Annotated in this window: 22 protein-coding genes; 17 read left to right on the top strand and 5 right to left on the bottom strand. The window is 61.3% G+C overall.

Annotation, left to right across the window (positions count from 1 at the left end; all coding sequences use genetic code 11):
- Positions 1–592 precede the first annotated feature (592 nt).
- A complete protein-coding gene (locus tag KBX14_RS06235; RefSeq protein WP_256042097.1) occupies positions 593–1,297 on the bottom strand; it encodes a hypothetical protein in 705 nt (234 codons plus the stop codon).
- Between the two features lie 182 nt (positions 1,298–1,479).
- Between KBX14_RS06235 and KBX14_RS06230 the strand changes: the two genes are divergently transcribed.
- The 9 genes from KBX14_RS06230 to KBX14_RS06190 all read left to right on the top strand — a co-directional run bounded on the left by KBX14_RS06230 (position 1,480) and on the right by KBX14_RS06190 (position 11,263).
- A complete protein-coding gene (locus tag KBX14_RS06230; protein WP_256042096.1) occupies positions 1,480–2,109 on the top strand; it encodes a LysE family translocator in 630 nt (209 codons plus the stop codon).
- 134 nt (positions 2,110–2,243) lie between these two features.
- Entirely contained in the window at positions 2,244–3,590 is a 1,347-nt protein-coding gene (gdhA, locus tag KBX14_RS06225) for an NADP-specific glutamate dehydrogenase (RefSeq protein WP_256042095.1), read from the top strand.
- Between the two features lie 154 nt (positions 3,591–3,744).
- The gene (gene argC, locus KBX14_RS06220; protein ID WP_256042094.1) at positions 3,745–4,800 is read left to right on the top strand and encodes an N-acetyl-gamma-glutamyl-phosphate reductase; all 1,056 of its coding nucleotides are present in this window, start codon (positions 3,745–3,747) and stop codon (positions 4,798–4,800) included.
- A 62-nt stretch (positions 4,801–4,862) separates the two neighbouring features.
- The gene (argJ, locus tag KBX14_RS06215) at positions 4,863–6,023 is read left to right on the top strand and encodes a bifunctional glutamate N-acetyltransferase/amino-acid acetyltransferase ArgJ (protein WP_256042093.1); all 1,161 of its coding nucleotides are present in this window, start codon (positions 4,863–4,865) and stop codon (positions 6,021–6,023) included.
- A 9-nt stretch (positions 6,024–6,032) separates the two neighbouring features.
- A complete protein-coding gene (argB, locus tag KBX14_RS06210; protein WP_256042092.1) occupies positions 6,033–6,968 on the top strand; it encodes an acetylglutamate kinase in 936 nt (311 codons plus the stop codon).
- The gene (locus KBX14_RS06205) at positions 6,965–8,149 is read left to right on the top strand and encodes an acetylornithine transaminase (protein ID WP_256042091.1); all 1,185 of its coding nucleotides are present in this window, start codon (positions 6,965–6,967) and stop codon (positions 8,147–8,149) included. The genes argB and KBX14_RS06205 overlap by 4 nt, the downstream gene beginning before the upstream one ends.
- A 157-nt stretch (positions 8,150–8,306) precedes the next feature.
- The gene (locus tag KBX14_RS06200) at positions 8,307–9,482 is read left to right on the top strand and encodes an ABC transporter substrate-binding protein (protein WP_256042090.1); all 1,176 of its coding nucleotides are present in this window, start codon (positions 8,307–8,309) and stop codon (positions 9,480–9,482) included.
- A gap of 49 nt (positions 9,483–9,531) precedes the next feature.
- Positions 9,532–10,476 carry an iron ABC transporter permease gene (locus KBX14_RS06195; RefSeq protein ID WP_256042089.1) on the top strand — a complete coding sequence of 315 codons (945 nt, stop codon included), beginning with the start codon at positions 9,532–9,534 and terminating at the stop codon, positions 10,474–10,476.
- 4 nt (positions 10,477–10,480) lie between these two features.
- A complete protein-coding gene (locus KBX14_RS06190) occupies positions 10,481–11,263 on the top strand; it encodes an ABC transporter ATP-binding protein (RefSeq protein ID WP_256042088.1) in 783 nt (260 codons plus the stop codon).
- Here KBX14_RS06190 and KBX14_RS06185 read toward each other — a convergent pair.
- From KBX14_RS06185 to KBX14_RS06175, 3 genes are read right to left on the bottom strand one after another with little or no spacing between them, the layout of a single operon-like run.
- Positions 11,260–11,739, bottom strand: coding sequence for a response regulator (locus tag KBX14_RS06185; RefSeq protein ID WP_070476953.1), 480 nt, complete (start codon positions 11,737–11,739; stop codon positions 11,260–11,262). The genes KBX14_RS06190 and KBX14_RS06185 overlap by 4 nt on opposite strands.
- Complete coding sequence (locus KBX14_RS06180) at positions 11,714–13,624, bottom strand: ATP-binding protein (RefSeq protein ID WP_256042087.1); 1,911 nt, start codon at positions 13,622–13,624, stop codon at positions 11,714–11,716. The genes KBX14_RS06185 and KBX14_RS06180 overlap by 26 nt, the downstream gene beginning before the upstream one ends.
- Positions 13,625–15,076 carry a DASS family sodium-coupled anion symporter gene (locus KBX14_RS06175; RefSeq protein ID WP_256008552.1) on the bottom strand — a complete coding sequence of 484 codons (1,452 nt, stop codon included), beginning with the start codon at positions 15,074–15,076 and terminating at the stop codon, positions 13,625–13,627.
- 54 nt (positions 15,077–15,130) lie between these two features.
- Between KBX14_RS06175 and KBX14_RS06170 the strand changes: the two genes are divergently transcribed.
- Complete coding sequence (locus KBX14_RS06170) at positions 15,131–15,496, top strand: hypothetical protein (RefSeq protein WP_070362898.1); 366 nt, start codon at positions 15,131–15,133, stop codon at positions 15,494–15,496.
- On the opposite strand, the gene KBX14_RS06165 is transcribed toward KBX14_RS06170, so the two are convergent.
- A complete protein-coding gene (locus KBX14_RS06165) occupies positions 15,493–16,422 on the bottom strand; it encodes a cation diffusion facilitator family transporter (protein ID WP_070362897.1) in 930 nt (309 codons plus the stop codon). The genes KBX14_RS06170 and KBX14_RS06165 overlap by 4 nt on opposite strands.
- 442 nt (positions 16,423–16,864) lie before the next feature.
- On the opposite strand from KBX14_RS06165, the gene KBX14_RS06160 reads away from it, so the two are divergent.
- From KBX14_RS06160 to ureG, 7 genes are all read left to right on the top strand, one after another.
- The gene (locus KBX14_RS06160) at positions 16,865–18,040 is read left to right on the top strand and encodes a DMT family transporter (RefSeq protein WP_070362896.1); all 1,176 of its coding nucleotides are present in this window, start codon (positions 16,865–16,867) and stop codon (positions 18,038–18,040) included.
- A 133-nt stretch (positions 18,041–18,173) separates the two neighbouring features.
- Entirely contained in the window at positions 18,174–18,476 is a 303-nt protein-coding gene (locus KBX14_RS06155; RefSeq protein WP_070362895.1) for an urease subunit gamma, read from the top strand.
- A gap of 13 nt (positions 18,477–18,489) precedes the next feature.
- A complete protein-coding gene (locus KBX14_RS06150) occupies positions 18,490–18,798 on the top strand; it encodes an urease subunit beta (protein WP_252931478.1) in 309 nt (102 codons plus the stop codon).
- A gap of 33 nt (positions 18,799–18,831) precedes the next feature.
- Positions 18,832–20,544 carry an urease subunit alpha gene (ureC, locus tag KBX14_RS06145; protein WP_070362893.1) on the top strand — a complete coding sequence of 571 codons (1,713 nt, stop codon included), beginning with the start codon at positions 18,832–18,834 and terminating at the stop codon, positions 20,542–20,544.
- Between the two features lie 100 nt (positions 20,545–20,644).
- Complete coding sequence (locus KBX14_RS06140; RefSeq protein ID WP_070362892.1) at positions 20,645–21,118, top strand: urease accessory protein UreE; 474 nt, start codon at positions 20,645–20,647, stop codon at positions 21,116–21,118.
- Positions 21,099–21,815, top strand: coding sequence for an urease accessory protein UreF (locus tag KBX14_RS06135; RefSeq protein ID WP_070362891.1), 717 nt, complete (start codon positions 21,099–21,101; stop codon positions 21,813–21,815). Before KBX14_RS06140 ends, KBX14_RS06135 begins: the two co-directional genes overlap by 20 nt.
- A 22-nt stretch (positions 21,816–21,837) precedes the next feature.
- Positions 21,838–22,458, top strand: a complete 621-nt coding sequence (gene ureG / locus KBX14_RS06130) for an urease accessory protein UreG (protein ID WP_070362890.1) — start codon at positions 21,838–21,840, stop codon at positions 22,456–22,458.
- Positions 22,459–22,460 lie beyond the last annotated feature (2 nt).

The raw sequence follows: 22,460 nt of genomic DNA, 5'->3' as shown, positions 1-22,460 counted from the left end.
GTTGCAAGCTCAAATGCGAGGGGGGCTTTTGCATAACAAATCAAATGGGGACGCGACTTGATTTTGAATCGCAAAGAATTGGATTAAGGGACATTTTGTGTGTAGCTAACCGCGTCCAGCCACCCTTTTCTCACGCTTAAACTGGGGCTTCGAAGCGGACACCCCGACTGCAGTAGCTTTGCATTTGTTGGAATAGGGCCGGTAGGGTGGGCTGCGATAGATCCCCGGTCAAGCCTCTTTCCCATGAGGAAAATGCACAAATGACCGGGGCCTTTCATTATCTGTGGCGGCATACTCGATGCCGAAGGATTGGGCGGGCCACGAGCAGCGGATTGGGCTGCCTGGCCAGCGGGCATGCACATCGATGACAGCGCAGCTGCAGGTGTTCAGAAGACTGAAATGATAGCAGCGTGGTGAGTATCCGGTAGCGGATCACCCAGGTGCATGTAGGCGTTGGGTCGTTATTTGCCACCTGTGAACGAACGCCAGCGTCAGGGAGTATGCCCTTCACTAACTACGCGAAGATGACCAGCGGGCAAGCGGGGGACAAGGCCTAGCTGTCCCAGTCCACCGCCCAGGGATCTTCCTCTTCTTACAGGTCCATTAAGGCGTTGATTGGCTCGGTTAGGTGTTGGTCAATCACGGTCCAGGCGGCCTCGCGCTGGTCCTGTTGGAAGATCTGTTTCATCGCCTCGCTGCTGCGCGGGATGTCGGCGATGTCCTTCGCCCACCCGGCCAGGCGTAGTACCTTCTTCGTTTGCGCGAACAGGTCCGCCTCCTGGTTGAGCTCCAACCAGAGTTCCTCGACGGCCTGCGGACTGTGGTCCTTCCCGAGCTTTTTCAGTGCTTCTTCCACGGTGGTTTTCATGACGGCGTCGACAGCTACGGCGCGTTCGATTGATGGGTGGTGGTAGCGCATCATCCCGACCACCTTGTACGGGTTCCCGTCCGTGGCCTCCAGGGCTTTGGCCACGAGCTGCCCGGCTTGGTACTGGCGGAACTGGAACATCACCCGGTAAAACGCCTGGTCCTTCTCCTTCGGGATGCCTGGTGTCTCGCGCAGTCGGTGAAATAGTCCCTGCTCCATTGCGCGGTGTTCGTCGCTGAGCTCGCGAAGTAATTTGTAGGCCGCCGGCTCGTTCGCGTTTTCGGGGTCGGTGATTTTCAGGTACTCCACGAGGAAAAAGATAGAGTCGCTATCGCGGTCGGTCATGGGCACGTCCCAGTCGGAGCCGCCGAAAATATCGGGGACGGGGCGTTTCGGGTAACCGTGGAACCGCACTGTGGGCGTTGTCATGATTGGACTCCTTCGGTGTTGTTGGTGTTGCTGCAATGTACCGAAGAGGTCCGACATGGCACCGAGCCAGCAGGCTCATAGTCGCAGATATGTTCGGGTTCAGAATCGCCCCCGGGCACTACGGGCATCGCTTATCCTTGCTCCTACTGAAATCATCGGCCCGATACGGAGGAGGTCCGCCCGTGCTCGTAGACGTGCTCACATGGGCAACGGTGATGGCGATTCCGGGGCCGGACATTGTGGCGATCGGCACGCAGACTTCGCGCTACGGGCAGCGGGCGGGGTTCTGGACGGCGCTCGGCGCGATGCTCGGGGTGGCAACGTGGTCGGTACTCGCGCTGCTCGGGATTGAGGCGCTCCTGCACGTCGTGCCTGCGCTGTCGGTGGTGTTGCCGCTGGCGGGGTCGGTGGCGCTGATGCTGCTCGGCGCGTTCGGTCTGTGGGGGAGCGTGAAGGCGGCGAAGGGGACGTCGAAAAGTACTGAAGGGCAAGAAGTGGCGAGCGTGGCTGCGCGCACGGCGGGCGCCTCGGTGCGGCTGGGGTACGTCACCAACATCTCGAACCCGAAGGCGCTGGTGTTCTTCACCTCCTTCTTCACGCCGATGATGAGCCACTACGACGGGCTGGCGGAAAAGCTCAGCATGCTGGGGCTGCTGCTGGGGGTGACGCTGATGGTGTTTAGCGCGATGTCGGTGCTGATTCGGGTGGCGGCGCGGACGCAGCTGCGCAACATCCCGGGCCTGCAGTACTTGCCGGGGATCATCTTCCTGGGCATCGGGCTGTTCTACTTTGTGGAAATGCTGGCGAAATAGCGCCAAAAATGTGACCTATGTCGCAAAAATTCGGTAGATTTTTCCTGCGACGCTTTTGCAATGAGGGAAAACTAACAGGGGTCCAGCCAATGAAGTGCTCGCCACGGAAGGGGCGCTACGAAGAAAGGATTCACATGTCTATCGATCAACAGATCTCAGACTATTACGGCAAATTGCAGAAGAGGAACGCGGGGGAACCGGAGTTCCACCAGGCACTCGCGGAAGTGCTTGACTCCCTCAAGATCGTCCTCAACAAGGATCCTCACTACGCTGACTACGGACTCATCGAGCGCCTCTGCGAGCCAGAGCGCCAACTTGTGTTCCGCGTCCCATGGGTCGATGACAACGGGCAAATCCAGGTCAACCGCGGCTTCCGCGTACAGTTCAACTCCGCGCTCGGCCCATACAAAGGCGGGCTGCGGTTCCACCCGAGTGTGAACCTGGGCATCATCAAGTTCCTGGGCTTTGAGCAGATCTTCAAGAACTCCCTGACCGGTCTGCCAATCGGCGGTGCGAAAGGCGGCTCCGACTTTGACCCGAAAGGCAAGTCCGACGCCGAGATCATGCGGTTCTGCCAGTCCTTCATGACGGAGCTGCACACCCACATCGGCGAATACCGCGACGTGCCAGCCGGTGACATCGGCGTTGGCGCCCGCGAGATCGGCTACCTCTTTGGCCAGTACCGCCGCCTGGAAAACAGCCACGAGTCCGGCGTGATCACCGGCAAAGGCCTGAAATGGGGCGGCTCGCTCGTGCGCACCGAGGCAACCGGCTACGGCCTGGTCTACCTCGCCTCCGAAATGATGCAGACGCACGGCGAGTCCTTCGAGGGCTCCAAGGTTATCGTCTCGGGCTCCGGCAACGTGGCTATCTACGCTGCTGAGAAGGTGCAGCAGCTCGGTGGCGTGGTGGTTGCCATGTCGGACTCCTCCGGCTACGTCACCACCCCGAACGGCGTGGACATCGAACTGCTCAAGGACGTCAAGGAAGTGCGCCGCGGGCGCATCTCCACCTACGCGGCTGAGGCCGGGGAGGGCGTCGAGTACCACCGGGACGGCAACGTGTGGGAAGTCCAGGCGGATGTTGCCCTGCCGTGCGCCACCCAGAACGAGCTCAACGGTGACGACGCCAAACTCCTCGTCGACAACGGTGTGCGCTACGTCGCCGAGGGCGCCAACATGCCGTGCACCCCAGCGGCTGCCCACTACTTCCAGCAGAAGGGGATCGCGTTCGCGCCGGGCAAGGCCGCCAACGCAGGTGGCGTGGCCACCTCCGCGCTGGAGATGCAGCAGAACGCCTCGCGCGACTCCTGGTCCTTCGAGTACGCCGACCAGCGTTTGCATGAGATCATGTCGAACATCTTCAAGACGGTCGATTCGACCGCAAAGGAGTACGACATGGAGGGCGACTACGTGGCCGGCGCGAACATTGCGGGCTTCAAGAAGGTCGCTGACGCGATGCTGGCGCAGGGCGTCATCTAGGGATATATGAATATGCGTTGATGGCATAAAATACGCGTTCACTGCCCACTGCCGATTTCGTTTCGGTAGTGGGCAGACGTGTTTCCGGGGGTAGGAGGAAAGAAATTTGCCTGAATAACATACACCGGGCCGCATAGCTGTTACACTCCCGTGTATGTCAGAGCAAAAAGTGTTGAAAGTAGCAGTCGCGGGCGCTACCGGGTACGCCGGCGGTGAGATCCTCCGCCTGCTGCTCGGCCACCCGGCAGACCTCGCGGGCGAGCTCGAGATCGGTGCGCTCACCGGGGCCTCCAACGCGGGCGCCTCGGTAGGCGAGCTCATGCCGCACCTGCCCGAGCTCGCCGACCGTGTCATCGAACCCACCACGGTAGAGGTGCTCGCGGGCCACGACGTCGTCTTCCTCGGCTTGCCGCACGGGCACTCCGCGAAGATCGGCGCGGCGCTGCCGCCAGAGGTCACGGTCATCGACTGTGCTGCGGACTTCCGCCTGCGCAGCGCCGATGCCTGGCAGCACTACTACGACTCCGAGCACGCCGGGTCCTGGCCATACGGCCTGCCGGAGCTGCCCGGCCACCGCGAGCAGATCGCGGCTGCCACGCGAATCGCGGTGCCAGGGTGCTTCCCCACGGGCGCCACGCTCGCGGCGTGGCCAGCAGTCGCATCCGGCCTGGTCGAGCCGGACCTGACCATCGTCTCCGTCACCGGCGTTTCCGGCGCAGGCAAGAAGGCGAGCGTTGCCATGCTGGGCGCGGAAACAATGGGCTCGCTGAAGGCCTACAGCGCTGGCGGCACCCACCGGCACACCCCGGAAATCCAGCAGAACCTGCAAGAAGTAGCACAGTCTCCGGTCGGCATCAGCTTCACGCCGGTGCTCGCGCCGCTGCCGCGCGGCATCCTCACCACCGTGGTCGCACCCCTTGCCCAGGGCGTGGACGCTGCCGCCGCTCGCGCGGCCTACGAATCCGCCTACGCGGGCGAAGCCTTCGTCACTCTGCTCCCGGCAGGGCAGCAGCCACAGACGCAGCACGTGGTCGGCTCAAACATGTGCCACGTGCAGGTAGAAGTCGACGAATCGGCCAAGAAGCTCGTGGTCACCAGCGCCATCGATAACCTCACCAAAGGCACCGGCGGCGGTGCTGTGCAGTGCATGAACCTCGCACTCGGGCTCGAAGAGACCGCGGGGCTCTCGCGAGCCGGGGTGGCTCCGTAACCGCCAGCCTCACCCCATCTCTACTTCTTCTTCTCGTACAGGACCGTAAAGGACAATTCATCATGAGCACTACTGGTGTTACCGCCCCCAAAGGATTCAGTGCCGCAGCAACCTCGGCCGGCATCAAGGCATCCGGCAAGCCGGACATGGCCGTCGTGGTCAACGAAGGGCCCAAGCAGGCGGCCGCAGCCGTATTCACCCGCAACAAAGTCTTCGCAGCGCCGGTCAAGGTCAGCCGCGAAGTAATCAAGGGCGGCGCTATTTCCGCCGTCGTGTTTAACTCCGGCAACGCCAACGCCTGCACTGGCACGCAGGGCGTCGAGGACGCGAAGACAATGCAGCAGCTGACCGCCGCAGGCATCGGGGCGGACGCCTCGCAGATCGCGGTGTGCTCCACCGGCATCATCGGCGACGTGCTGCCGATGGACAAGGTTGAGCACGGTATCGGGGTCGTCGTGAAGCAACTCGGCGACCATGGCGCGGACGCCGCCGTCGCCATCAAAACCACGGATACTGTGGCGAAAGAGGTCGTCGTCAATGGTGACGGGTGGACGCTCGGCGGGATGGGCAAGGGCGCCGGCATGATGGCGCCGTCGCTGGCCACGATGCTCGTGTGCATCACCACGGACGCAGACGTCGAGAGCCAAGCGCTGCAGGCCGCGCTCGAGCGCGCCGTCGCCACCACCTTCAACACCCTCGATATCGACGGCTCCACCTCCACCAACGACACCGTCATCGCCATGGCCAGCGGCGCAAGCGGCGTCACCCCGACGCAAGAGGAACTCGACGCCGCGATGCAAGACGCCTGCTCGCAGCTCGCCGCCATGATGCAATCCGACGCCGAAGGCGTAACCAAGCGCGTGGCCATCACCGTCGAAGGCGCAACCGACGACGCTCAGGCACTCAACGCAGCACGGGCCATCGGGCGCGACAACCTGGTCAAAACCGCAATGTTCGGCTCCGACCCGAACTGGGGCCGCGTGCTCGCCGCCGTCGGCATGGCAGACGCCGAGATGGACGCCGAGAACATCTCAGTCACCTTCAACGGGCAGACCGTCTGCGAGCAGTCCGCGGGCGCGCCGGGCGCGCGCGACGTGGACTTGAGCGGTGCGGACATCGAGGTCGTCGTCAACCTCGGCACCGGCGGGCAGGGCACCGCCACCGTGCGCACCACCGACCTGTCACACGCCTACGTCGAAATCAACTCCGCATACAGCAGCTAGGAGGCAGTCGTGTTACCGAATCTCAGCAGCGAGCAGCGGGCAACCGTCCTGGCAGAGGCACTGCCGTGGCTGCAGCACTACCGCGACAAAATCGTGGTGGTCAAGTATGGTGGCAACGCCATGATCGACGAAGACCTCAAAGCAGCATTCGCCGCCGACATGGTCTTCCTACGCACCCTCGGCGCGAAACCCGTGGTCGTACACGGCGGCGGCCCGCAGATCAGCGCGATGCTCTCCCGCCTCGGCCTCGACGGCGGCGAGTTCGTCGGCGGGTTCCGCGTCACCACCCCCGAAATCCTCGATGTGGTGCGCATGGTGCTCTTCGGCCAAGTCGGGCGCGACCTGCTGGGCAAGATCAACTCCCACGGGCCGTACGCGGTGGGCACCTCCGGCGAGGACGCCGGCCTGTTCACCGCGAAGCGCCGCATCGTCGAAGTCGACGGCGAAACCCGCGACATCGGCCTCGTCGGCACGATCACCGACGTCAACCCCGCCGCCGTCATGGACATCATCGAAGCAGGACGCATCCCGGTGGTCTCCGGCATCGCGCCGGGCAAAAACGGCGAGGTGTACAACATCAACGCCGACGAGGCCGCCGGGGCGCTTGCCGCGGCGATCGGTGCGGAGCGCCTCGTGGTGCTGACCAACGTGGAAGGCCTCTACGCAGACTGGCCGAATAGGGACTCGCTGCTGTCGAAGATCGAGGCCGGGGACCTCGAGCAGATGCTGCCAGCACTGGACTCGGGCATGATCCCCAAGATGGAGGCGTGCCTCACGGCGGTGCAGGGTGGGGTGAAAGCCGCCCACGTCATCGACGGGCGCGTCGCGCACTCCGTGCTGCTTGAGCTGCTCACGATGGGCGGGGTGGGCACCATGGTTCTGCCAGATGATTACGACCGTTCCCAGTACCCGGACGGCACCATTTTTAGAAAGGATGACGCATGAAGGACTTCACGCAGCGTTGGGCGGGCGCGCTCCTAGATAATTACCCGGTTCCACCAGTCGAGCTCGCCGAAGGTGCAGGCTCCACCGTGACCGACGCGGATGGCAAGCAGTACATCGACATGCTGGCCGGCATCGCGGTCAACGCGCTCGGCCATGCGCATCCGGCAGTGGTCGAGGCGGTCACCAACCAGCTATCGACGCTCGGCCACGTCTCGAACCTGTTCGGCTCCGCACCCGTGGTCAAGGTAGCCGAGGCCCTGCGGGAGCGCGTCGCGGACGACACCGCCCGTGTCTACTTCGGCAACTCCGGCGCCGAGGCCAACGAGGCCGCCTTCAAACTCGCGCGGCTGACTGGCCGCCGCCGTATTCTTGCAGCGCAGCACGGCTTCCACGGCCGCACCATGGGTGCGCTCGCAATGACTGGCCAGCCGGACAAGCAAAAGCCGTTCGAGCCCCTGCCCGCCGGCGTGGAGTTCTACCCCTACGGCGACATCGACGCGCTCACCGCACTCGTGGAACAGAACCCCTCGGATACCGCGGCCATCATCCTGGAGCCCATCCAGGGCGAGACCGGCGTCATCCCCGCTCCGGAAGGCTTCCTCACCCAAGTGCGCGAGCTGTGCAACAAGTACGGCATCCTCTTCATCGCCGACGAGGTGCAGACTGGCGTCGGCCGCACCGGTGACTTCTTCGCCTTCCAACACGAGGGCGTGCTCCCGGACGTGATCACGATGGCCAAGGGGCTTGGCGGCGGCCTGCCCATCGGCGCCACGATCGCGCGCGGCGAGGCCGCGAAGCTGTTCACCCCGGGCAGCCACGGCACCACGTTCGGCGGCAACCCCGTCTCCTGCGCGGCGGCCACAGCAGTACTGGCCACCATCGACGACGCCTTCCTCGCGGAGGTGCGCCGCAAAGGCCAGGTGCTTTACGACGCCACCTCGGCCATCCCAGGCGTCAAAGAGGTCCGCGGGCGTGGGCTCATGCTTGGCCTGGTGCTGGAGCAGCCGGTGGCGAAGCGCGTCGTCAGGCTGGGACTTGAGCAGGGCGTGATCCTTAACGCGCCGGCCGACGACGTGATCCGCCTGACGCCGCCGCTGGTGATCAGCGACGAGGAGATCGCACAGGCGGTTGAGCGTCTCGCGGCCGCGATTGCGGAGGCTTCAGACGAGGTCTCACAATAAATTGACAGGCTTGACGTATCGCTTTCACATGTGCTGTAATTTGATTGTTCAATTCATTAATTGAACATTTGCTAGTGGGGTGGAGCCATCCACCCTTGCGCCTTCACGTTCCTTGCTCGGAATCGGTGCAACCCAACCACAGTGAAAGTCGATACATATGGCCTTCTCCGCGAAGAAATCCCTCCCAGCCGTAGTGCTCTGCGCCGCGATGATGTGGACAGTGACTGGGTGCAGTAGCCCTGCGGACAACGAGCCTGCCTCGGAAACGAGCCAGACTGCCGCAGACGCCTCGCATGCAGTGACCATCACGGACATCACCGGGAACACGATTCAACTGGAGAATCCACTCGAGCACGCAGCCATCCAGCTTTCTGGTTCAGGCGGGCCGCTTTTGACGATGGCGGCCCTCGACCGGGACAACTACACGTCCAAGATCGCTGCGATGGATAAGGGCCTCGAGTCCAACCGACAGGACCTGTGGGACCTTTTGCTTGAGGCGAACCCGGAGCTTGCTGATATCCCGAAGATTGGTGATGCGACGAAGGATCAGATCTCCGCCGAACAACTTTTGACGATGGGTGTCGACGGAGTCATTGCTCCGGTTCGCCAGAAAGCAAAGATGGATGTCATCGCTGAACAGACTGGCATCCCGGTAATCTACATCGATTACCACAGCCAAAAGCTGGAAAACCATATTCAGTCCACCAAGATCATCGCTGAAGCCACTGGGCTGACGAAGAATGTCGACGAGATCACGAAGTTCTACGAAGACGTCGTCGGCGACATCGAGGAGCGCGCTTCGAAGCTGGACCGCACCACGTCGGTCTACTTCGAGACGACCTCGAACGGCCCGACCGAATTTGGCAACACCTACGGCGCCGGCATCATGTGGGGCGCCATCCTGGACGCCGTCGGCGCGGACAACATTGCGACGCACTTTATGGCTGCGGACGACGCCGAGGCGCTCTCCGCCGAACAGGTCTTGGTCAGCAACCCGGACAAAATCGTGCTCTCGGGTTCCCTGTGGGCGAACCAGCCGGACTCGGTCAAGATGGGCTTCTCCGTCTCCAATGAGGAGGCGCTGGCCTCGATGGAGCCGTTCCGCCAGCGCGAGGGCTGGGACAAGCTTAAGGCAATCCAGAACAACGAGCTGTACGCGATTGGTCACCCTATGACCCGCGAAATGCTGGACTTCTACTCCTACGCGCAGCTTGCCAAGCTTTTCCACCCGGAGGAGTTCGCGGACCTGGATCCGGAAGCGCTGATCAAGGAGTACTTCGACAAGTACATGCCGATCCCATACGAGGGAACCTGGTTCATCAAGTATGAGTAAGGCAAGAACAAAAAGCCTCCCGAAAGGACTACTGGTCGCATTTGCCATTTTGGCGGTCGTAGTCCTTTTCGTGGTGGATCTTTGCGTCGGCCCCGCCAACATCAAGCTCTCGAACTTCTCCGCCGTGCTAGATCCTGATTCGGTTGAGCACATTGCGTTTTTCCGCATGCGCATGCCGGCTGCCCTCATGGCAGTTGGGGTGGGGATGAGTCTGGGGTTGGCGGGTGCCGTGATGCAGACGATCCTGAATAACCCGCTTGCCAGCCCGTTCACGCTTGGCGTGTCCTCGGCGGCAAGCCTTGGTGCTGCCATCGTGTTCGTGATGGCGCTGCCGATGGTATTTGTTACCGGCGGTGCGCTGGTGCTCGCACTGCTCTCTGTGCTGGTGATCTTCGCGGTGGGCAAATATATCGAGATGAGTAACTCCTCACTGGTGCTCGCGGGTATCGCGCTGAATTTTCTTTTCGATGCCTTCCTGTCTCTGATCCAGTACCGCGCATCCGAGGAGAGCCTGTCGTACATCGTCTTCTGGACGATGGGCGGGCTGACCCGCGCCTCCTACCCGCAAGCGTGGATTCTGCTCTCGACGTTCGTCGTTGTGTTCGCGGTGCTGCTTCGCAACGCCTGGAACCTGACCGCCCTGAAATTCGGCGAAGCACGCGCGGAAGCACTCGGCGTCAACGTCGGACGAGTGAAGATCCTTTCCCTGATCCTCGCCTCTATCCTTACTGCGCTTGCGGTAAGTTTCTGCGGAAAGATCGGGTTCATCGGGCTGGCCGCGCCACACTTGGCACGCCGCCTGGTTTCCGAGGACCAGCGTTTCTACCTGACAAGCTCCGCGATCCTCGGCGCGATGATCCTGCTGGTGTCCTCTATACTCTCGAAGCTGATCGTCCCTGGGGTTGTGGTGCCAATCGGCATCATCAGCTCCATCATCGGCATTCCGTTCCTGGTCTACGCGCTTACCAGCCAGCGCCGTCAAAGGGCGGTGTAGCGGCATGATTCGCGTCAAGAACTTCTCGTTCGATTATGGCGAGCGCCAGATCATCAACAACATCAGCTTCCAAGCCAAACCCGGCGAGGTCACCGTACTGATGGGGCGCAACGGTGCTGGCAAGACCACGCTGATGACGTCGATTGTCCGCTCACACAACCAAGGGCGCGGCAAGAAGATCTCCGGCGAGATTACAACCACCGGTAACATTTCTTACCTGAACCAGCGCACGGAAGGCGACCTACCGTTCACCGTGTTTGAAACGGTGATGATCGGCAAAGTTGCCAAGCTGGGCATCCGCACCACGCAGGAAGACATCGACGACGTCAACGAGGTGCTCGACATGCTTGAGTTGCAGCCCTTGCGCGACGTCGCCATCCGCAACCTGTCCGGTGGCCAACGCCAAAAAGTCTTCATCGGGCAGGCCATGGTCAAACGGCCAGACATCCTGCTTTTCGATGAGCCCACGTCCGCACTCGACATCGAAAACCAGTACAGAATCCTGCACCAAATCAAGGCGCTCACGGTTGAACGAAACATCACAACGGTAGTAAGCCTGCACCAAATCGACCTGATTGAGCGCTTCGCGGACCACATCATCGTGCTCTACGAAGGCAAGATCTATGCCGAAGGCTCACCCGCCGAAGTGTTTACGAAGCAAACGTTCCGCGACGTCTACTCCGTCGAGGCGATTCTGGCGGGAGTCAAAGACCGGATCCTCTTCGGGTTCGACCTGTTAGACCACCCGAAGATCCCGCCCGAGCACTCACCAACCTCCATCCATTAGTCCCGGTGGCGGGTAAGCTTCAGCGCCCGCTGCTGGTCCAGCACCTCGAAGTAGGGCAGCGGGTCGATGTCTAGCGCCTCCACGTAGTCCGTCAACATGTCACGCACTACGCTGTGCAGGTTCTCGACGTCCCACGGCTTAGCGATGTAGTAGTCCAGGTTCGCCTCGTTCACCGCGTGCACGGTGTCCTTGAGCTGCGCCTGCCCGGTTACCAGCACCTTCCGGGTCGCCGCGGTGCGTGGGTCTTGCATCATCTGCACAAGGAACTCCACGCCGGTGGTCCCGGGCATGCGGTGATCACACAGCGCGAGCGCGAGGAGGTCGCCGTCGTCGCTGAGCTCGTCGATCACCTCCCATGCTTCGTCGGCGTTGGAGGCAACCTCCAGGCGGACGGTGTCCGCGAAGGGGAGGAGGTCGCGCTCAAGGGCGGCGCGCACTTCGGCTTCATCTTCAAGAATCAGAATGGTGAGGTTCATGGTGTCTCCTTGGTCCGTTGATACGTAGGCGAACGCTGGCTTGGGTGCCTCGTGGCGAGGACTCCAGCGTGATGGTTCCGTGGTGCTTATTGATGATGCTTCGGCACACACTCAGGCCGATGCCCATCCCGAAGCGCACCTGGCCGTTCTTCGTGGTGAAACGCGGTTCGAAGAGCCGCTCGAGGCGCTCGCCGGGGATGCCGGGGCCGTCATCAATAATGTCGACTTCAATCCAGCCCGGCTCTGGTGCGCTGGTTCTGATCGTGACTGCGCTGCCAACGCCCGTGTCCTGCATCGCCTCGGCGGCGTTGGTCAGCAGGTTCGTCCACACCTGCGCAAGCTGGCCCGGCATGCACGTGATGTTGGGCAGCTCCGCGTAATCGCGGATGACCTCGACGTGGTCGAGCCGGTGCGAGATGAGGCGCAGCGTGTCGTCAATACCTTCGTGGACATTGACATCGGTGACGGGGTCGCCGTCAGGGCGCGCGTACGAGCGCAGCGAGGCCACGAGTTCCGTGATGCGGGTCGCCGCGGTGGAGAGGTTGCGCACCCCAGTGCCGATCGCCGCAGCGCGCTCGATGGTTTCGAAGTCGAGCCTGCGGGAGCGGGCCACCTGCTTAGCAAAGGCGGCGTCGTGCAGCCCGGCGAGCACCCAGCGCTGCGCAAGCGCGCGGTCGCCGATGATCTCGGTGAGCTCACGCCGCAGCCTGCGCGCCTCCTTCGTACTCACCGAGGGCGCCAGTTTCGCCTGCTCAAACGCCTTGAGCACGCCCTCGCGCCACTTCCGGTTCGGGCTCGCCGCAAGCAGCTTATCGACGTCCTCTCCGAGATGCGCCGCCGTGCGCTCAATCGCGGCCATCGGGTTGTTCAGCTCGTGGGCGACCCCCGCCGCCAGCTCGCCGAGCGAGGCGAACCGGGCCTGGCTCATCAACTCGCGGCGGGCCTCCTCCAGGTTGCGAAGCGCGGTGCTCAGCCGCGCCCGCTCCTGCTCCAGCTCCGCGGTCATCTCGTGCTGGTGCACCTGGATGTCCTCGGAGCGGCGCAGGCGCCGGTCGTAGGAACGCACCAGCAGCACGGCGAGCATGCGGTCCAGGCCAGGTGCGATGTCGAGCAGGTAGTTGAGTTGGTCCATCGGCAGCTGCACCGCCGTGACCTCCGTCGTGGTTCGCGCGGTGAAGAACCCGATGCGCGTGCCCGCTAGCGCCAACAGGCCAATTACCTGGCCCGTCGATCCGCGGTGCATCGTAATATCCCCGGCGTCCGTGCTGCGCTGCAGCACCACCTCGCCCGAGATGGTCAAGATGACTTCCTCGACCTCTTTGCCCTCCGTGGTCAGGTTCACCCCGGGAGGGAAGACCAGGCGCGGCTGGCGCCCGAGGTGCCGGTCGGCGGCGTCAATAATGTGCTTGATGATCTCCTCGTCGCTGAGCTCCACGTCCAGCGCCGGCGCCGCCGGCTGGTCGTACTTCGACGCCAGCTCGGGGTTGTCGTGGTAGCGCGACGCCCAATAGCGGGTGAGCTGCTGCTGCAGGTTCCGTGCCAGGGCCTCGTCGTGGATCTCCGGCGTGTACACCAGCATGTCCAGCCTGCCCAGCTCGCTGAGCCGGTCCAGGCCCGACACCGTCGGTGCCGTGGTCAGGACGATGATGCGGGTGTGTTCGTAGTGGGCGTCGTCAAGAAATTTGACCAGCGGGTGATCGGCGGTGAGCCCGTGCTCGTGCACCGTGACGGTGACGAGCGCGAGGTCGTCCGTGCGAGGCAAGTCCGTCAGCGACGGGTAGGTGAGCACCGTATGCGTGCCGCCGAACGCGTCGCGCACGATGCTCTGGACGGTGCGCGACGCCTCCGACGCACCGATGACTGCGATTGTTGAGTGGGGAATCATCTACAGCAACCCCAACAGCGTCCATACTGACGGCATCACGAAGATCAGCAGCAGCGTTGCCATCGTGCCCACCACCAGGCCGACCTGCGCCATCTGCGGGATGGTGATCTCCTTCGTGGCGTACGCAATCGCGTTCGGCGGGGTGGAGATCGGCAGCGCCATACCCAGCGAGCAGGCGATCGCCACAATCACCGCGATGAGCATCGGGCTCGGCTCGGACAGCGTGATCGCCAGCGAGACCGCCAGTGGCACCAGCAGGTTCGCCGCCGCCGAGTGGGAAATGACGTTCGCCATGGCAAACCCGATCAGGCCCAGTAGCGCCAGGATCATCATCGGGCCGAGCACCTTCCAGTTCACGGAGCCGACCAACCAGTCATCGAGCCCCGTCGCACCCACGCCCGTGCCCAGCGCAATACCGCCGGAGACCAGCCACAACACAGGCCAGTCCAACGCCTGGACGTCCTTGCCCTTCATCACTTTCAGGCTCAGCAGCGCGACGACGGGGAAGAAACCGACAATATTCGAGGAGATCCCGTGAAGTGGCTCGCTCATCCACAGCGCAATCGTCAGCCCCGCCACCGCGTAAAACAGCTTCGCGTTCGACGACGTATCCCAGGACGCATCCATTGCAATCGAGATCCGCGTCTCCGAAGGGATGAACGCAATGCACAGGAACAGCCACGCAAACACCAGCACAACCAGCATGAACGGGACGGCAAGCAGCATCCACTGCGCGAAGGACACCTTGATGCCGTACTCCGCCAGCGCACCAATCGCGATCGCGTTCGGCGGCGTGCCCACCGGCGTACCGATGCCGCCCACATTCGCCGCCAGCGGAATCGACAGCGCCACACCCGCGCGCACCTTACCCGGCGGCAGCGTGCGCAGAATCGGGATGACCACCGCGAACATCGTGGCCGTCGTCGCCGTATTCGACATAAACATGCTCAGCAGTGCAGTAATCAGCATGAGCCCCAGCACCGTCAGCCGCGCCTTATCCGGGAAGGGCCGCAGCATAATCGCCGCCAGGTTCTTGTCCAGCCCGAACTTCTCCGCGCCATGCGCAATCATGAACCCGCCTAAGAAAAGGATGATCACCGGGTTCGCCAGCGCCGCAAAGTAGTCGGACGCCGGCAGCACCGTCTCCTTCAGCGCCTCGACGCCGCCCGTCGGGTCAACGATGGCGCCCTTCGAAAGCAGGATGACCTCGAGGAAGATCACCAGCACCGCGGTCGCGGTCAGCGGGATCGGCTCGAGGATCCAGAAGACAATCGCTAACAGGAAAATAGAAAGCATCCGCTGGCCGGGAGCCTCGAGGCCAGGGATGTTGAAAAAGAAGGGGAGCGCGAAGAGCACGGCGCCAAGAATGAGGCCCGCCCACTGCTTTTTCGAAAGGGAGGGGGCGCGCTGCTGGAGCGCCGGTGGTGGAATCGTTCCATGCTGTACAGCCATACCTCTGTATCTTAATCGTATGACCAGCGAATTTCGGTGGTTAGAATAAGCAGAATGAAACACTCAAAGCTTTTCGTCGCAGCACTCGCCGCCGCCTGCGTATCGACGGCCACTTCGTGCACCACCCAGCCCCTCCCATTCGAGCAAACACCCGCCGCACCGGCTTCGCAGGAAGCAGAGACCGCGCCCGATGCCGATCCAGGCGTGATGGACGAGCCCGCCTTCGAAGACGCCATCATTACCATCTGGTCAAAGACAGACGAGATGCGGGGCATCGGCGTGCCCGAGTCCGAGATCGAAGATTTACAGGCCCGCACCGACAAGCGCGACGAGTCGATGGGGAAGCGCGCAATGTTTTACGTCACCGAGGCTGACAAGCTCAGCGAACAGTATGCGTCAGTGACTGAAAACGGTTCTTAAGCCCAGAGCGGTCCGGTGCGGGTGTGGTACCCGGCAGGCTCCACATGCACGATCGTTTCCGACTCACCGATGACCGCAGTGATGCCATCCTCGATGGCGTCGGCGTGCTCGTGGGAGTACGCCACAGTCCACCCGCCGGGGACCTGCACGACGAGGCTGATAAGCCGATCGCGGCCAAACGCAGCCGTGCGCACCGACGTGAACTCGACGTCGTGCTCGGCAGCGTAGCTATTAAGGAAGCCGTGCAGCTTCTCCAGCTCATCTTGCGGCAGCGCTTCCGAGAGCAGCCCAAGAATGGCGCCTTTGAGCAGGCGGTAGCCGGTGAACAGGACGTTGAAGCCGACGCACAGCGCGATGATCGGGTCGAGCAGCTGCCAGTCCGTAATCCAGACCGCCGCGATGCCGACGATCACTCCGACCGTGGTCCACACGTCAGTGAGGAGGTGGTGGCCGTCGGCGTCCAGTGTTGAGGAGCGGTACTTCTTCCCAGCTTTCACCAGCGCGACGCCCACCGCGAGGTTTAGTACCGTGGCGGCAACAGAAAACGCCAGGCCGATACCGATCTGCTCAACCGGCTGCGGGTGAATAATGCGCTGCACGGACGTATAGATAATGGCCACGGACGCCACCAGAATCAGCGAGCCCTCCACCTGCGCGGAGAAGTACTCGGCCTTCGCGTGGCCAAAGTTGTGGTTTTCGTCTGCGGGCTTGGCGGAAAGCTTCAGTGCCCACAGGCCGACGAGGGCAGCAACCAGGTTGATCACGGACTCGATGGCGTCGGAGAGGAAACCGACTGATCCCGTAATGCCGGCCGCTGCCATCTTCAAAGCAATGGTGATGACGGACGCTGTGATGGAGAGCCACATAAACCGTTCGAGGAGCCGCTGTTCTCGTTTACGTTCAGCATTGATTTCGGACAAAGGCATGTCTGCTTTCCGCCTCCCTATATCTGACCTGCAATATGTTAACAGTGCGGTCGGGGAGGGGTATGGGACCAGGCGAACCGGGAAAGGTTGAAAGTTGGACCTTAAAAGCTCCCAGGAAACTTTTGAATGTTGATTTATAAAATAATGAAAAAACAACAGTATGTAATTCAATCGAACCATCGAATCTCGGATATTCAATAAAGGGGTAGAGGGTTTCTATTTTTGGCCCAATTTTCGGGACATTTTTGGGAAATCTGCAGCTGACAGTACATTTGTACTGTTTAAACACACCCCAATGCGGGGGTAGTCGAAATGTATAAAAATATGAATGGGGCTTTTATAAAGTCGCTCGGAGGGGGATTATATATGCAATAGTTTGAAAGTTATGCAAATAGTGCCTTAGGGAATTCTGAAATGTGTTTCGGAATGTATTGTGTTTGGCATGTCAAATACTTCTAGCGCCACTACGGCAGCGGACATCAAGGGTCCGCCAATCAAACCAGTGAGCCACGGCAAGGCAGTGTTGTTCCTTGCCCTTGGTACAGCATTCCTTGCCGGTACCCCGTTGTGGGTAAAGGCCACAAACATGGATCCCGCCACGCAGGCCTTCCTGCGCGTTGTGCTCGGTTGCCTCGTGTTGATCCCGTTCGGTGTTATGGAAATCCGCAAGAAAGAATCCCTGAGCAAGAAGGGCATCATGCTCTCCATTGCCTCGGGTCTCTTCTTGGGCGTGGACTTCACATGCTGGAACTACTCCATTTTCTACGTAGGCGCTGGTGTTGCCGCGATTCTGCTGAATCTGCAGGTCATTATCGTGCCGATGCTTACGGCAATCTTTGATAAGTACAAGATTCCGCCAGTGTTCCTGATTCTTGTTCCGATCATGGCCGTCGGTGTGCTGTTGACCGGTGGCGTATTTGAGGCGGCGGAAGCATCCGGCGGCCCGGAGAGCATTTACGGCATCAAGACCGCGACGCTGGGCACCATCTTCGGTTTGACCTCCGGCGTGTGCTACTCGTTCTACCTGTACCTCTCCCGTAAGGCTGGTACCTCCGCACGTAAGGACCTCTACGTCCAGCCGATGATGTACACGATGGCAGCGCAGGCTGTTGCGCCTACCATTGTTGCGCTCTTCATCTCCCCGCGTGGCGGCTTCGACTTCGTCAATGGCGTCTTGATCGACGGTCAGCTCCCATTGGTTGACCCGGAGACCACAGTCGGCGACCCACTGACTGCATGGAACTGGTTCAACCTGATCTGCTTGGTTATCCTCGGCCAGGCGTTGGCGTGGACCTTCGTCCAGTACGGCACGGTCTGGCTCGACCCAACCCTGTCCGCAGGTATCCTGCTGCTTTCGCCGGTGACCTCCGTTATCATTGCGGCCCCGCTGTTCGGCGAGATCCCATCGGTACTGCAGATCATCGGTATCTTCCTGATTTTGGGTACAGTGGCATATCAAAATGGGATGTTCACAATGTTTTCAAAATCGAAGATGAAACCGGACCACGAGAATCCCGACCATTCGCTCGATGAACAACTCGTCAGAGAGGGATTAGCGCCCGGACACTCACCGGAAGAAGCCTCGGATAACCCGAAGAAGCATCACCATCACCACTAATTCGGAGTAGGTTCGGGGCGAACCGAAAAAATTTCACACAATGAGTGAAAACTGAACCCCGTCTGTTCCGAAAGGCACAGACGGGGCGTCGGCAAATAATCGAATATCAATCGTCAACGAGCAAGGAGAAGAAATGAAGCTGACCCAACGCGAACAGGAAAAGCTGCTCATCGTGGTTGCTGCTGATGTGGCACGTCGCCGCAAGGAACGCGGCGTGAAGCTGAACTACCCAGAGTCGGTAGCCCTCATCACGGATTACCTCATGGAAGGCGCCCGCGATGGCAAGACGGTAGCGCAGCTGATGTCCGAGGGCATCCAGGTGCTTACCCGTGACGATGTCATGGAAGGCGTTCCAGAGATGATCTCTGACGTTCAGGTTGAGGCAACCTTCCCTGACGGCACCAAGCTTGTCACTGTCCACAACCCAATCCGATAAAAGGAGACTATCCATGATTCCAGGCGAGTACTTCATCACTGAAGGCAAGGTCATCCTGAACGAAGGCAGCGAGCCAATCACGCTTGAGGTGAAGAACACCGGCGACCGCCCGATCCAGGTCGGTTCCCACTTCCACTTCGCAGAGGCAAACAGCGCCCTCGAGTTCGACCGTGAAGCTGCGATGGGCAAGCGCCTCGACATCCCGTCGGGCACCGCAGCCCGTCTCGAGCCAGGCGATTCCCGCACTGTTGAGCTGATCGACTTCGGCGGCAAGCGCGAAGTTCACGGCTTCAACGGCAAGGTCAACGGCCCAGTCAAGTAAACGGATTACGAAACCTTTAAGGAAGGGAACAAAATGGCATTTGAGATGGATAGGCGTCAGTACGCCGAGCTTTACGGCCCACACACCGGTGACGGCGTCCGCCTCGCGGACACCTCACTGATCGCACGCGTCGAGAAGAACCTGCTGAAGCCAGGCGAAGAAGTCAACTTCGGTGGCGGCAAGGTTATCCGCGACGGCATGGGTCAGAACTCCCGTGTTACTGGTGAAGAACTGATTCCGGACCTCGTCATTACCGGCCCGATCATTATTGACTACACCGGTATCTACGTTGCTGACATCGGCATCAAGGACGGCAAGATCCTCAAGATCGGCCGTGCAGGTAACCCAGATATCCAGGACGGCATCGACATCGTTGTCGGCGTCGCAACCGAGGTCATCGGCGGCGAGGGCAAGATCGTCACCGCTGGTGCAGTGGATACCCACATTCACTTCATTTCCCCAGAGCAGGTCCTGGCTGCGCTGGACAACGGCACCACCACGCTCATCGGTGGCGGCGTTGGCCCGGTTGATTCCACCAACGCAACCACCGTCTCCGCTGGTGCGACCAACATCAAGCACATGATCGAGGCTTCGGTTGACTTCCCGGTCAACGTTGGATTCCTGGGCAAGGGCCACGCGTCCGCGCTCAACCCGCTGCGTGAGCAGATCAAGGCCGGCGCTATCGGCCTGAAGATTCACGAGGACTGGGGCGCAACCGCGAACACCATCGACAACGCGCTCAAGGTCGCGGACGAGATGGACGTCCAGATCGCGATCCACACCGACACCCTCAACGAGGGTGGCTTCGTGGACAACACCATCAAGGCAATTGACGGCCGCGTCATCCACACCTTCCACACCGAGGGTGCTGGCGGCGGTCACGCGCCGGACATCATTGAGCTGGCTGGCCACTCCAACGTGCTGCCAGCGTCGACCAACCCGACGCTGCCGTACACCCACAACACGCTGGAAGAGCACCTTGACATGATCATGGTCTGCCACCACCTGAACCCGGATCTTCCGGAGGACGTGGCGTTCGCAGACTCCCGTATCCGCAAGGAGACCATCGCGGCGGAGGACGTCCTGCACGACATGGGCATCCTCTCCATCACCTCCTCTGACTCCCAGGCAATGGGCCGCGTCGGCGAGGTCGTGCTGCGCACCTGGCAGGTCGCTGACCGTATGAAGCAGCAGCGTGGTCCGCTCGAGGGTGACTCCGAGGGCAACGACAACGAGCGCATCAAGCGTTACGTGTCCAAGTACACCATCAACCCAGCGATCGCTCACGGTATCGCGCACGCAGTCGGTTCCGTTGAAGAGGGCAAGCTTGCTGACCTGGTGGTCTGGGAGCCGGCACACTTCGGCGTCAAGCCGCTGCTCGTGCTCAAGTCCGGCTACGTTGCACGCGCAGAGATGGGTGACTCCAACGCATCCATTCCGACGCCACAGCCACGTACGATGCGTTACTCCTACGCGGCATACGGCGATGCAGTTCGTCGCACCAGCGTCACCTTCCTGCCGACGGCCGCATTCGAGGCCGGCGTGCCGGATCAGCTGAACACGAACCGCAGGTTTGTTGAGGCGAAGGGCATCCGCAACCTCTCCAAGGCAGACATGAAGTACAACTCCGAGACGCCTGACATCAAGGTCGATCCGGAGACCTACGTACTGACCGTCAACGGTGAGGAAATCCACTCCGAGCCAGCTGAAGAACTGGCTATGGCACAGCGCTACTTCCTGTTCTAAGGTGGACGTGTAGCAGAAGCGAGCGGGGGCAGCAGACGCTGCCTCAGCTCGCTTTTTATTTTCTGCGACCACAAAATAAACGAAAGGTACTTATCGCAACATGATCGTTACTGAGATTCTCGGCAACGTGAATACAACCGAGGGTATTGATGCGTCGAACTGCGACTACGTCGTGTTCGACAACGAATCCCGCGTCAAGCGCATTCAGCGCCTGACCACCGAGCAAGGCACCGAGCTCGGCATCCGTCTCGACAACGACTTCCGCGAGTTCGTCGACGGTGACATTCTTGCCCGCGAGGGGGACAAGCTGATCGTCGCGAAAATCGCGGCTTCCGATGTCCTGGTGATCGAACCTGCAACGATCCGCGAGGCGCTCGAGGTTGCGCACGCGCTCGGTAACCGCCACCTCCAGGCACAGTTCTTCGCCGCAGGCGAGAATGCATTCGACAAGGACGTTATGGTTGTGCGGTACGACCACACCGTCGAGCACCATATCCAGCACACCGGTGTGTCCTACCACCGCGGTGAATACGTGATGCCAAAGGCGTTCCGTCATGCAGAGCACACCCACTAATCGCAGCCAGCTCGTCGTCTGGCACCTCACCGACTCCGCCCTGCCAACTGGTGGCTTTGCGCACTCCGCGGGCATGGAAACGTACCTGCAGCGTGACGTCATCCGCGACGCCGACACGTTCGCGACGTGGCTGCGCGGCTACCTGTACCAGGCCACGTTTAATGACGCCCTGGCGGCCAGGTTCGCCATCGAGCTGCAGCAGTCTGGCCTGTCGGAGGCGGAGCGCGTCGAAAAGCTCGCTGAGCTCGATGCCCTGGTGCATGCGACGCAGACGCCGAAGGAGCTGCGCGCCGCGATGCAGTCGATGGGTCGGCGCATGTCGAAGGTTGCCAAGATTGTCGACGCCAACGATGCGCTCGTCACCGAGTACGACCGCGGGCTTGCGGTCCGTGAGTACAAGGGCAACCCCGGCATTGCGTTCGGGCTGGTGCTCGGCGCGGCTGGCGTGGAGGAGTACACCGCTGTCGAGGCGTACCTCATGCAGCTTGCGACTTCGATGGTGCAGAACGCGATCCGCGCGATCCCGCTCGGCCAGGACGCGGGCCAGCGTCTGCTGGTTGGCGTGTATGACTGGGTGTCGCGTTACGCCGCGGTGACCATGGAGCACACGATCCACGACTTGGGTGTGGCGGCGCCGGATATGGAAATTGCGCAGATGGAACACGAGTTCCTGCACTCGCGAATGTTTATGTCTTAAAACTTGGAAGGAAGATAGAAGTATGTCAGTAATCAAGATTGGCGTCGGTGGCCCTGTCGGCTCCGGCAAGACGCAGCTCATTGAGCGTATTACGCGCGCCCTGGAGGGAGAGATCTCCATGGCCGCGATTACCAACGACATTTACACCACCGAGGATGCCCGCATCCTGGCTCGCGACGGCGTGCTGCCGGAGGACCGCATCATTGGTGTTGAGACCGGTGGCTGCCCGCACACCGCTATTCGCGAAGACACCTCGATGAACGAGGCCGCCTACGAGGAGCTTCTGAACCGCCACCCGGACCTGGAGCTGGTGTTCATGGAGTCCGGCGGCGACAACCTGTCCGCGACATTCTCCCCGGAGCTCGTCGACTTCTCGATTTACATCATCGACGTTGCGCAGGGCGAGAAGATTCCGCGCAAGGCAGGCCAGGGCATGATCAAGTCCGACCTGTTCGTGATTAACAAGACGGACCTCGCTCCGTACGTTGGCGCGGACCTGCAGGTCATGGCCGACGACTCGAAGAAGTTCCGCGGTGACAAGCCGTTCGTGCTGACCAACCTCAAGACCGACGAGGGCCTTGACCAGGTCATCGAGTGGATTCGTCGAGATGTGCTTATGCAAGATCTCGACACCAAGGCGTAGCT

It is taken from the genome of Corynebacterium sp. CCUG 61414 (assembly GCF_024453945.1).
In the GTDB taxonomy this organism is placed as follows: Bacteria; Actinomycetota; Actinomycetes; order Mycobacteriales; family Mycobacteriaceae; genus Corynebacterium; species Corynebacterium pseudogenitalium.
This window is presented reverse-complemented; position numbering and strand designations above follow the sequence as displayed.